Annotated in this window: 7 protein-coding genes; 5 read left to right on the forward strand and 2 right to left on the reverse strand. The window is 34.1% G+C overall.

Annotated elements, in window-relative coordinates:
- Positions 1–32 precede the first annotated feature (32 nt).
- The 4 genes from IW20_RS02450 to IW20_RS02465 all read left to right on the forward strand — a co-directional run bounded on the left by IW20_RS02450 (position 33) and on the right by IW20_RS02465 (position 7,047).
- Positions 33–2,168, forward strand: coding sequence for a beta-galactosidase (locus IW20_RS02450; RefSeq protein WP_051885496.1), 2,136 nt, complete (start codon positions 33–35; stop codon positions 2,166–2,168).
- A 132-nt stretch (positions 2,169–2,300) separates the two neighbouring features.
- Positions 2,301–4,604 (forward strand): aminotransferase class III-fold pyridoxal phosphate-dependent enzyme, encoded by a 2,304-nt coding sequence (locus tag IW20_RS02455; RefSeq protein WP_035618300.1) that lies wholly within the window; start codon positions 2,301–2,303, stop codon positions 4,602–4,604.
- A 189-nt stretch (positions 4,605–4,793) separates the two neighbouring features.
- Positions 4,794–6,140, forward strand: coding sequence for an IPT/TIG domain-containing protein (locus tag IW20_RS02460; protein WP_035618303.1), 1,347 nt, complete (start codon positions 4,794–4,796; stop codon positions 6,138–6,140).
- Between the two features lie 175 nt (positions 6,141–6,315).
- On the forward strand, positions 6,316–7,047 hold the full coding sequence (locus tag IW20_RS02465; RefSeq protein ID WP_205625896.1) for an AAA family ATPase: 732 nt from the start codon (positions 6,316–6,318) through the stop codon (positions 7,045–7,047).
- A gap of 67 nt (positions 7,048–7,114) precedes the next feature.
- Here the strand turns inward: IW20_RS02465 and mfd are convergent, their stop codons facing one another.
- Positions 7,115–10,480, reverse strand: a complete 3,366-nt coding sequence (mfd, locus tag IW20_RS02470; RefSeq protein ID WP_035618306.1) for a transcription-repair coupling factor — start codon at positions 10,478–10,480, stop codon at positions 7,115–7,117.
- Positions 10,473–11,078, reverse strand: a complete 606-nt coding sequence (locus tag IW20_RS02475) for a hypothetical protein (protein WP_035618788.1) — start codon at positions 11,076–11,078, stop codon at positions 10,473–10,475. The genes mfd and IW20_RS02475 overlap by 8 nt, the downstream gene beginning before the upstream one ends.
- Positions 11,079–11,657: 579 nt before the next feature.
- On the opposite strand from IW20_RS02475, the gene IW20_RS02480 reads away from it, so the two are divergent.
- The gene (locus IW20_RS02480) at positions 11,658–12,605 is read left to right on the forward strand and encodes an L-threonine 3-dehydrogenase (protein ID WP_035618309.1); all 948 of its coding nucleotides are present in this window, start codon (positions 11,658–11,660) and stop codon (positions 12,603–12,605) included.
- The last annotated feature ends 202 nt before the right edge of the window (positions 12,606–12,807 follow it).

Genomic DNA, 12,807 nt, shown 5'->3' on the forward strand with positions numbered 1-12,807 from the left:
CCACAAATTCGATTAACTCAATACAACCAAGAATGTTCAAGCAAAATATACCATTAGTCAAAATTTTATTTACACTATTGCTTATCGCAAATTGTAATTCGAATCCTGTTTTTTCTCAAACTAAAAAAACCACTGCTACAGAGAAGAAAGACCCACAACGTTTTTTCTCTAAACCCGATTTAATGCAAATTGGCGTTTACTATTATCCTGAGCAATGGCCAAAAGAACAATGGGAACGTGATCTAAAAAACATAAAAAAACTAGGATTTGAGTTTACGCATTTTGCCGAATTTGCTTGGACTTATATGGAACCAGAAGAAGGTAAATATGATTTTAAATGGCTTGATGATGCACTTGCTATAGCCGAAAAAAACGGTTTAAAAGTGATTCTTTGTACTCCTACCCCAACTCCACCAGCATGGATGGGAGACAAATATCCTGAAATTTATTTGGTAGATGCAAGCGGACGTCGCAGAGAACACGGCAATAGAGCTAATGTATCTATAACAAATGAAAAATACCGAGAATATACAGATCAAATAGTTGCCGAACTTGGAAAAAGATACGGTAAAAACAAAAATATCATGGGTTGGCAAATCGACAATGAACCTTTAGGTACTGCCGATTTTAGTCCTTCTGCTCGCAAAGCATTCCAAATTTGGCTTAAAGCCAAATACGGAACAATCGAAAAACTAAATACGGAATGGGTTGGGAATTTTTGGAGTACCCGTTATAATAACTTTGAACAAATAGTTTTACCTAATGCCGAAATTTATTTTGAAGATAAATTAAGTCCGCATGCAGTATTAGATTTTAAAAGATTTACATCAGATGCTCAGGGTGAATATTTGAATAGACAAGCCGAAATACTTCGTAAATATGTCGATCCAAAACAATGGATAACAACCAACTTTACCAATGTAATTTATGATGCCGACCCAAGAAGCGCCAACAAAATGGATTTCATTACCTATACGATGTATCCTGTAAGTGGGCAAAATCCTTTGGGAGGAGATAGTTTTAGAATGGGATCTCCTAACAAAATATCTGAAGCCAATGATTACTATAGATCAATAACCGGTGTTACTGGTATTATGGAGCTACAACCTGGGCAAGTAAACTGGGCTGGGATAAACCCACAATTACAACCCGGAACGGTTCATATGTGGATATCACAAGCTTTTGGTGGTGGTTGTTTTTTTACATGTACATATAGATACAGACACCCACTAGGAAGTAGCGAAATGTACCATGACGGAATCGTAGGAACCGATGGTGTAACACTTACAACAGGCGGAAAAGAATTTGTACAATCTATTGAGGACATGAAATTGCTTCGTAAAGAATACAATCCTAAAGCGGTAATTCCACAAGAAATTGCAAAGAGAAAAACAGGTTTTTTATGGAGTCATGAAAATCTTTGGGATTTAGAAAACCAAAAACAAACGGAATTCTGGAGTACTTGGAGACATAGAAACACGTATACAACCGCTATAAAATCGACTGGCGCTCCAGTAGATTTTATTACCGAAAATGATGATTTCTCTGCTTATCCATTTATCGTTGCTCCTGCTTACCAACTTATAGATCAAAAATTAGTAGATAAGTGGACTAAATATGTTGAAAACGGAGGAAACTTAATCCTTTCTTGCCGTACTGGTCAGAAAGATAGAAACGGACATTTCTTTGAAGCCAATTGGAGTGGTCCAATCGTACCGTTAATTGGTGCCGATGTAGATTTTTTTGACATGCTTGTTGCCAATGTTAACGGAACAATAACAGCAGGAAGCAATACTTATAAATGGAATACTTGGGCAGATGTCTTGAGTCCGAAACAAGGAACAGAAGTTCTTGCAACTTATGCTGACCAATTTTACAAAGACAAAGCAGCAGCAATTACAAGAAAACTAGGCAAAGGAACAGTTACTTATATTGGAGCAGAAAGTAAAGATGGAGGTCTGGAAAGACAAGTTGTTCGTACAATTTACGAACGTGCAAAAGTCGCTATCGAAGATTTACCAAAAGGAGTATTTATAGAATGGAGAGATGGTTTTTACGTAGGTGTAAATTATACAAATGAGCCTATAAACTTACCAATACCTCAAGGAAGCAAAATTCTTGTGGGACAAAATCCATTACAACCAGCACAAGCCATTATTTGGAAATAAAAAATAGCCACGAATTTTTTAAAACAAAAGCAATCGATAATTTGTATAAATTCGTGAAATTGCTTCGCCTGTTCGCTATTGCTCGGGTCGTGGCAAAAACTTCAAAACAAAACAACTTAATAAACAATACCAATGATTTTTTCAGAAACAGACATTCAGCAATTAGCGATAGAACATTATGGATTATCCGCTACCGTAAAAGCATTAGACGGATATGATGAATTGAACTTTATCTTAACCGATGAAAAAAATCAGAAGTATATATTAAAGCTTTCTGATGAAAATCAGTCATATCCATTTCTGGATGCACAAGTAAAAATCATTCAGCATTTAAGCAAAAGCACATTAGCCGAGAGTTTTCAGCAGTTTTCTATCAATAAAAACGGAGAAGCTTTAACCCAAATCATCAGAGATAACAAAACATATTACATACGAATCCTTAGTTTTCTTGAAGGTACTTTTTGGCACGAACAACCCAAAAAATCAAGTACTGCACTTTATAATTTAGGTGTATTTATGGGAACTATGGATAAATCACTTCAGGACTTTTCTCATCCAGCAATGCAACGTCATTATACTTGGGACATTAGTCGAGCAAGTGATGCTAATGAGAAACTAAAATACATTACCAATCACGAACGAAGACGAATTGCAGGATATTTCCTTTTGCAATTTGATACCGAAGTGCTTCCGCAAATACACACCTTACGACACGCATATATTCATAATGATGCTAATGATTGTAATGTGATGGCACAAGGAGAAAAGACAACTGGTTTAATCGATTTTGGCGATATGGTTTATTCCGCTTTAATCAATAACCTTGCAATAGCATGTACCTATGCAATTCTTGAAAGTGAAGATCCGTTAACAGACGCTTCATACATTGTAAAAGGATATCACGAAACGTACCCTCTTACAACACAAGAATTAGATTTATTGTATTATTTAATTGCAGGAAGGCTTTGTATAAGCGTAACACAATCGGCTTATAACGCATCGCTAAATAGCGATAATGCCCATCATTTCCTGACCGAAAAGCCTGCTTGGGAGTTATTGTACAAACTCATCAAAATAAACCCGATAAAAGCTCAGGATGTTTTTAGAAAAGCATGCGGATTTGATGGCGTAATAAATAATTCCGATTATTCGGACTTATTACAAGTTCGTCAAAAAAATGTAGGTCGAAATTTAAGCATTGGTTACAACCAAAAACTAAAAATCGTAAAAGGAGCATTACAATATTTATATGATGATAAAGGACGAACATTTGTAGATTGTGTAAACAATCCATCTCATGTAGGGCATTGTCATCCTGTAGTGGTAAAGAAAATGCAAAAACAAATTGCGACTTTAAATACTAATACAAGATATCTTAACGATACAATCTTAGAATATGCCGAAAAACTTACGGCAACATTACCATCGTCATTAAGCGTTTGTTATTTCGTAAACTCTGGTAGTGAGGCCAATGACCTTGCTATACGAATGAGTCGCCACTTTACTAAGCAAAAAGACATTATTGTATTGGATCATGCTTATCACGGAACCTCAACTGTGGCAATGGAAATGAGTCCGTATAAATTTGACAGCAAAGGAGGTTTTGGCCAGATGCCATGGATTCACAAAGCTATTAACCCAGACTTATATCGAGGTCCTTATAAATATGGTGATGCAAATGCAGGGGAAAAATATGCTGCCGATGTACAACGAATTATTGAAGACTTAAAGAAAGAAGATAAATCACCCGCAGTATTTATTTGCGAAACTTTATTGGGTGTTGGAGGTCAAATTCCGTTACCAGAAAATTATTTAAAAACAGTATATGATTATGTAAGAGCTTCGGGAGGAGTTTGTATTGCCGATGAAGTTCAGGTAGGATTTGGAAGAGTTGGTGATAAATTCTGGGGATTCGAATTACAAGATGTCGTTCCCGATATTGTTGTACTAGGAAAACCTATAGGAAACGGCCATCCGCTTGCAGCAGTAATCGTAACAAACGAAATTGCCGATGCTTTTAACAACGGCATGGAATACTTCAATACTTTTGGCGGTAATCCTGTATCAATGTCGGCAGGACTAGCCGTTCTAGAAGTAATTCAAAATGAGCAAATGCAACAACATGCCTTAGAAGTTGGTAATTATCTTATGGATTTACTAAAAGGATTAATGGCTAAATTCCCAATTATTAGTGATGTTCGCGGACATGGTTTATTCATTGGTGCCGAAATGGTAAAAGACAGAACAACCATGGAGCCTGCAATTCCTGAAATTGATATTGTAGTCGAAAAAATGAAAGAAAAAGGATATTTGCTAAGTACTGATGGACCTTTGCATAATGTTTTAAAAATAAAGCCACCAATGCCTTTCAACAAACAAAATGCAGATGAAATGGCACAATTCCTTGAAGAAATTTTAGAAGAAGTTCATGTTTAAATAAATTAATTGTCAAATAGTTAATTACAACAATCGGGTATCGTTTCTATCCCGATAAATAAATAAGGGCGTATGAAGTTTTCATACGCCCTTATTTATTCGGAAATAACCTAAAAAATAATATCTGATTTTTTGATATTATTTTACAATTCCATTATTTTACGTCAGAAAACCAATCAAAAAAAACGAATGAAAAAAAAATTACTTCTATTGTCAATCCTTCTAACCGGGTTGACGACATTTACTTCATGCTCTAGCAATGATTCTGGTGATGACGCATCGCCATCTACAGCAATAGTAGAGCCATTACCCATTACAATTACAGCCACTTCATCTGAAGTTCTTACAATTGGAGAAAATTTAGAAATTACAGGAACCAATTTTTTTAATAAAGATTATCCAACCAAAATTTTCATTAACGGAACAGAAACAACAGTAAAAGAAATTTCAAATACTAAAATTGTATTATCTATTCCAGAAGGCTTAACAACAGGTACTAATACTTTAAGATTACAAATAAAAAATGTAAGCAGCAAACCTATTAGTTTTTATAGCATAACAAAAGGGTGGACTAAATTAACAACACTGGGAAATTTAGATATCCAATCATCAAGCGTTCTTGATAATAGTAAAACTATATTTTCATTTGTAAATAATATTACATCTGGTGACGGAAGCTTTTGGGGGGCACCAAAAAAACTAGAAGCTAAATCTAAAGGCTATGAAGAAGTTTACATAAATCAGGCTGGAAGTTATGGAGATTTTAAAATGATCGACGATAAAACTGGAGCTTTAACAAATACTGTTGCTGGCTTTTTTACTGACAACGGTTTTGAAACACAAAAAACAATTAGTGTCAACAACCGCTTTAGTCCAGCAATTAATGGCGTAAAAGTTGGTTATCTTGATAATAACATTTGTATTCTTACAACAATGGTTAGCGGTCAGATTTACACCGCAGATAAAGGGGCAACAACTATTAAAAGCGACCCTCCTTCTTGGGCTACCATCATTAGTAGTGGCGGAGGTGTAACAACCAGATTGTCAATTTCAGCTTTTGGAAAATCGGTATCTGACAATAAATTTTATCAGCTTGGATTGCTTTACGATTCTAAAAATGGCCTATATAATTCAAAAAACGTAATCCTGCAATCTGAAACAGGGTACAACAACTGGGTTGTCAAAGACTCTATTTCCAAACAAGCCAACTCAAAAATATCTTCCATTAGTTATAAGTTTGTAAATATCAATAAAATACTTGCATTAAATGTAGACGATAAATCATTATATGCATCTACAGATATGCTTCAAACATGGAACGTTATAAAGGCAGATGTAAAGGCTTTCTTCCTTAGAACAGAAACCCAATGGTATATTCAATCCGGGGATAAATTGTTTGTAACAAAAAATTCTGGTACTTCCTGGGAACTAGAACTAGAACTTCCTGCAGGTTCAGTTGTAAACGACATCTCTTTTGCTAAAAATAAAATAATTGTTTCTGGAAATAAAGGTTTACATTATCTAAAATTAGAATAATAATTAGATTTTAATTTAATCATAATAATGGCGTATGAAGTTTTCATACGCCATTATTATTTTTAGAAATAACATCATCCAAACGACACTAAATCAACATTGTATTTAAAAGAACTCTTACGCTAAAATGTTTTATTTTTGCCCCTTCTTCAATTCAATTAAAACTAACTTGTAAGTGATAAAAAACAAACCTTATTTAAAAGAAGTCTCACTCAAAAAAGAGTTGATTACAAATTATGAAGAATATCCCTTTACGATACCCTCCATAAAAGGGTTGGATAAAATAGAATTTCACTCTGATGTTACTTTTATTGTAGGAGAAAATGGTTCAGGAAAATCTACTCTGATTGAAGCTATCGCTTTAAGCATGGGATTAAGTCAAGAAGGAGGAAGTAAACATGCTCGTTTTAGTACTCACGAGAATATATCTGGGCTTTTTAATTTCTTGAAGATTGTAAAAAGTCATAGTCTTCCAGAAGATTATTACTTTCTTCGTGCTGAAAGCTTCTATAATCTTGCAACTTATATGGAGGAAACAGACAACCTTCAGGGTACGGGTCACTCCTTGCATGAATGTTCTCACGGAGAATCTTTTATGAAAATCCTTACTGAAAGATTAGGCGGAAATGGTCTTTATGTTTTTGATGAGCCTGAAGCTGCTTTATCTCCCATGAGGCAACTTACGCTGTTTACCGCAATAGATGAACATGTAAAAAACAATTCGCAATTTATAATCGCAACCCACTCTCCAATTCTTTTGGCTTACCCGAATGCAATAATATATCAATTGGATGAAAACGGAATAAGACAAATAGATTATGAAGAAACTGAACACTACTTAATCACCAAAGGGTTCTTAAATAACTATAAGAATATGACCGAAATACTGTTGGATAATAAAAGATAAAATTTTACTATAATATTTCTAATACATACTAAACAGGTTTTAAAAACCCGTTTAGTATAGTCTAATATTATTCCCCCAACATTTCCATCAATTCGAGAGCACGTTTGGTTGATTTTACATTGTCAAAAGTTAATAAAAGTCGTAAACCATTTGGCGTTTGTTTTTCTTTCATTGTACAAAGATTACTGTGTGTTTGCACAAATTTTATCATCTTATGAAAACGTTTGGATTGGTAATAATCAGATTGTTGATCTGAAACGAAATAACCAATCATCTTGCCTTTTTTCATCACCAGTTTTTCAATACCAACAGCTGTCGCAATCCATTTGATGCGAATACTATTCATTAAGGCATTGGCACGCGGTGGCATTGGCCCAAAACGGTCAATTAATTTGTTTTGGAAAATAATTAATTCGGCTTCATTTTTTACAGAACCTAACTCGTTGTATAAACTCAAACGTTCGGTGACATTGTTGATGTATTCATCTGAAAACAACAACTCAAAGTCAGTATCTATTTGTAGATCTTTTACGTATTCCTTGGTTTCAATATCGTTCTCTTCCGGATATAAGTCTTTGAATTCGTTTTCTTTTAATTCTTCAATGGCTTCGTTCATGATTTTTTGGTACGTATCAAAACCAATTTCATTAATGAAACCGCTTTGTTCGCCACCTAATAAATCTCCTGCTCCACGAATTTCAAGATCTTTCATGGCAATGTTGAAACCGCTACCAAGTTCGCTAAATTGTTCTAACGCCTGAATACGTTTACGAGCATCTTCGGTCATTGATGAATATGGCGGACAGATAAAATAACAAAATGCTTTTTTGTTACTACGTCCTACTCGACCTCGCATTTGATGCAAATCAGATAATCCGAAATTATTGGCATTATTAATAAAGATTGTGTTCGCATTTGGTACGTCAAGTCCACTTTCGATAATTGTTGTAGCAACCAGAACATCAAAATCGCCGTTCATAAACGCCAACATTAATTCCTCTAGTTTTGCGCCTTCCATTTGTCCGTGTCCGATTCCTACTCTAGCATTTGGAACTAATCGCTGAATCATTCCGGCAACTTCTTTTATATTTTCGATTCGGTTATTAATAAAGAAAACTTGTCCGTTACGCTGAATCTCATACGAAATTGCATCACGAATTACTTCTTCACTAAACCCAACTACATTAGTCTCGATAGGATAACGATTGGGTGGTGGCGTTGTAATAACGGATAAATCTCTCGCTGCCATTAACGAAAACTGAAGCGTTCTCGGGATTGGTGTTGCTGTTAATGTTAACGTATCTACATTTGCTGCAATAGTTTTAAGTTTGTCTTTTACGTTTACTCCAAACTTTTGTTCCTCATCAACAATCAATAAACCTAAGTCTTTAAAAACAACATTTTTATTGACTAATTGATGTGTCCCGATTACAATATCGAGTTTTCCTTCGGCTAAATCTTTTAAGGTTTGTGCCTTTTGTTTCGCAGTTCTGAATCTATTCAAATAACCAATTGAAACTGGCATATCTTTTAATCGCTCTGTAAAAGTTCTGTAATGTTGGTAGGCAAGAATTGTAGTCGGCACCAAAACAGCAACTTGTTTGCTATTGTCAACGGCCTTAAAAGCAGCACGAATGGCAACTTCCGTTTTTCCGAAACCTACATCACCACAAACCAAACGATCCATCGGTCGGTCGCTTTCCATGTCGGCTTTTACTTCCTGTGTCGATTTTACCTGATCTGGCGTATCTTCATAAATAAACGAACTTTCTAATTCGTTCTGCAAATAACTATCTGGCGCAAACTGGTATCCTTTTTCTAAACGACGTTTTGCATACAACTGAATCAAATTGAATGCAATATGTTTGACACGCGCTTTGGTTTTTTGTTTTAAAATTTTCCAAGCATTCGAACCTAACTTATAAATTTTAGGTGGCGTCCCGTCTTTTCCGTTGTACTTGGATATTTTATGAAGCGAATGTATACTCACATACACTATATCATTATCTGCATAAACCAACTTAATGGCTTCTTGCGTTTTTCCTTCAACTTGGATTTTTTGCAAACCTCCAAATCGTCCAATTCCGTGGTCGATATGCGTTACATAATCTCCAACCGATAATGTGGTAAGTTCTTTTAGCGTGATATTCTGTTTTTTAGAATATCCGTTTTTGATATTAAACTTATGGTATCTCTCAAAAATCTGGTGATCGGTATAACACGTAATCTGATTTTCTTCATCGATAAATCCCTGATATAGTGGTAAAACTATCGTATGATATTGCTTGCGAATATTCTCTGAATTGGCTTCATCCAATGTTTCAAAAATATCATGAAAGCGTTTCGCCTGAGCATCATTCGAACAGAACAAATAATTCTTATATCCATTAAAATGATTATCACTTAAGTTATTAAGCAATAAATCAAATTGTTTATTAAATGATGGTTGCGGCTGAATATGAAAATCGTATTTCTTTGTCGTTTTAAAAATTGGCTTATTAGCTAATTCTACAATCGAAAAATCTAATGCTTTTTTTATAAACGATGACTGATTTAAGAATAATTGATCTGGCTCTGCACGTTTAATTTCTTTTGATAGTTTCTCATAAGCTTCTTCGGCTCTTGCAAATTGCTTATCTAACTGACTCAAAAATCCATCTGTATTCTGGATAAAAAGAACTGTTTTTTCAGAAATATAATCTAAGAAACTTTCTCTATTTTCCTGAAATATCTTGTTTTCGACATTCGGGATAATCGTGATTTTTTTATGTGTTTCTACAGATAATTGCGTTCCTACATCAAAGCTTCGGATACTATCGACTTCGTTCCCAAAAAACTCAATACGATACGGGTTATCATTTGAAAAAGAAAACACATCGACTATTCCTCCTCGAACAGAGAACTCTCCGGGTTCGGTAATAAAATCTACTCTTTTAAACTCGTATTCGAATAAAACTTCGTTGATAAAATCAATCGAAATTTTATCGCCAACTGATACTTTTAGGGTATTCTTATCTAACTCTTTTCGAGTCACTACTTTTTCAAATAATGCTTCTGGATAGGTAACAATTATTGCAGGTTTTTTACGGGAATTAATTCTGTTTAATACCTCTGCACGCAACAAAACATTAGCATTATCTGTATCTTCTATCTGGTAAGGTCTTTTATAAGATCCTGGATAAAACAATACATCTTGCTCACCAACCATTTGCTCTAAATCGTTAAGGTAATAAGCCGCTTCTTCTTTATTATCTAAAATAACAAGAAATGGTAATTCGGCTTTCTTAAATAAAGAACGAATTATAAATGAAACCGCCGATCCTAACAAACCATTAAGATGCAATTTCACTTCATTATTTTCTAATAACTGATTGGCAATTTGCTGGGTTTTGGGCAAATTATCATACGTAGTATATAAAGCACTTTTACTCAACTCTAGGAATATTTGGGGTCACTTTTTCATTAGGAATTGCTCTTGCAGTATCCTTTATCATTTTCATTAATTCTGTCTCCCCGTCTTCTACAGGAATTTTACTCTTTACAAGAATCTTATCCATTTGTCTTTGTAAAGCCATTAGCTCATTATTTATTTCTCTGATTAAAATACTAACCTTTTCGTCAGGAATTCTATCCAAATGAATATATAAATCCATCATTTTTATTTTGGTAATTATGATGGCGATTCTAGTTTTAACTTGAGGTACATTAAGTTGGGCTGGAATATTATTATTTAAAGCCTCGGCACTTTTAGTAATTTCCGTAGATTTTTTTTGAAATGCTCCAATCGTTTTTTGAGGTGTTCCTTTTAATACTTTTAAAAACTGATGCCATTCATTCCATTGGTTTTCAATTTGCTCAGAAGCCTCATTAATAGAACTATCGTAAAAAACCCAACTGTTTCTAATATTATTAAAAATCAATTCTTTCTTTTTGGCTTCTTTTTTATTTTCGGCAAGTCGCTTTTCGTCATTATTTTGACATGAATTTAAAAGAAAAACAAAAAGCAGGAAAAGAGATATTCTATATTTCATTGGTTCAAACATTAAGCTACAAAGTTACAAAGTAATTTTACAATTACGAATTCTGTTTTTTGCTAAAGATTCTATAAATGAGTCGTATTTTTTTGCCACTCGTTCTGGAATCCATGTCTGAAAAATTTACCGCAAAGTTCGCAAGGGTTTACGCAAAGTTCGCAAAGCTCTGTATTCATCTAGCTTTGCGAACTTTGTGTTTATAAAATGGCTTAATTATAAAATCTTTGCGCGCTCTGCGGTAAAAACAATCCGTGTTTCTAGAATCTATATTTGAAAAATTTAACCGCAAAGTTCGCAAGGGTTTACGCAAAGTTCACTAAGCTTTGTATTGATCTAGCTTTGCGAACTTTGTGTTTATAAAATGGCTTAATTATAAAATCTTTGCGAACTTTGCGGTAAAATAAACTTATCGTAAGATAAAAATCTTTGTGTGCTTTGTGGTAAAAACAATTAAACACCTCAACGGAGAATAATCCAAAAAACAAACTTCATCCTTGTTAAATTTATAATTTGTTATTCTGAAAAGTAAAATTATTTGCGAAAACGTTATATTTGCGTTACTAAAAACAACACATAATGAATCCAAAAATATTAATCATTGGCGCTTGCGGTCAAATCGGAACGGAGCTTACCCAAAAACTACGCAAATTATACGGAACTGAGAATGTAATTGCTTCTGACATTCGTAAATTAAATACTGACGTAGTTAATTCTGGACCTTTTGAAGTAGTAAATGCCTTAGATTTTAATCAAATCGAGCACCTTGTAGAGGTTCATAAAATAACTGATATTTATTTGATGGCTGCTTTATTATCAGCAACTGCCGAAAAAAACCCAGCATTTGCATGGGATTTAAACATGAACTCATTATTCCATGTTTTAAACTTAGCCAAAGCAAATAAAATCAAAAAGGTTTTCTGGCCATCTAGTATTGCTGTTTTTGGACCAACCACTCCTAAAGAAAATACGCCACAATATACCGTTATGGAACCTTCGACTGTATACGGAATTAGTAAACAAGCTGGTGAAAGATGGTGTGAATACTACCATAACATTTACGGTGTCGATGTACGTAGCATCCGTTACCCTGGTTTAATTAGCTGGTCTACTCCTCCTGGAGGTGGAACAACAGATTATGCTGTTGATATTTTTTACAAGGCTATTGCCGATAAAAAATATGAGTGCTTTTTATCATCTGAAACAAAAATGCCAATGATGTACATGGACGATGCTATTGATGCTACTATTAATATCATGAAAGCTCCTGCCGAGAAAATCAAAATTCATTCTTCATACAATTTAGCGGCGATGAGTTTCACGCCAACTGAAATTGCAAATGAAATTAAAAAACATATTCCTGAATTCACAATTACTTACGAGCCTGATTTCCGTCAGAAAATTGCTGATAGCTGGCCTGCTAGCATTGATGATTCGCAAGCAAGAGAAGATTGGGACTGGAAACATACTTTTGATCTTGAGTCTATGACAAAAGATATGCTTGAGCATTTGGGAGACAAAAAATAAACAATCCCTTTATACGATAAAAGCCCGTTTTTAAAAGAAGTTTCTTTTAAAAACGGGCTTTTGCTTTTATATAAATCTCTTTAACTCATTAAAAAACAATTATTCACCCTATAAAACTGATTGCGTTATAATTTTATTACTTTTGGTTGCGTTAGCAATAACACAATATTCACAAACAATCATTAATCAAATCACAAAAATA

Origin of the sequence: Flavobacterium hydatis (assembly GCF_000737695.1) — a bacterium.
Lineage (GTDB): Bacteria > Bacteroidota > Bacteroidia > Flavobacteriales > Flavobacteriaceae > Flavobacterium > Flavobacterium hydatis.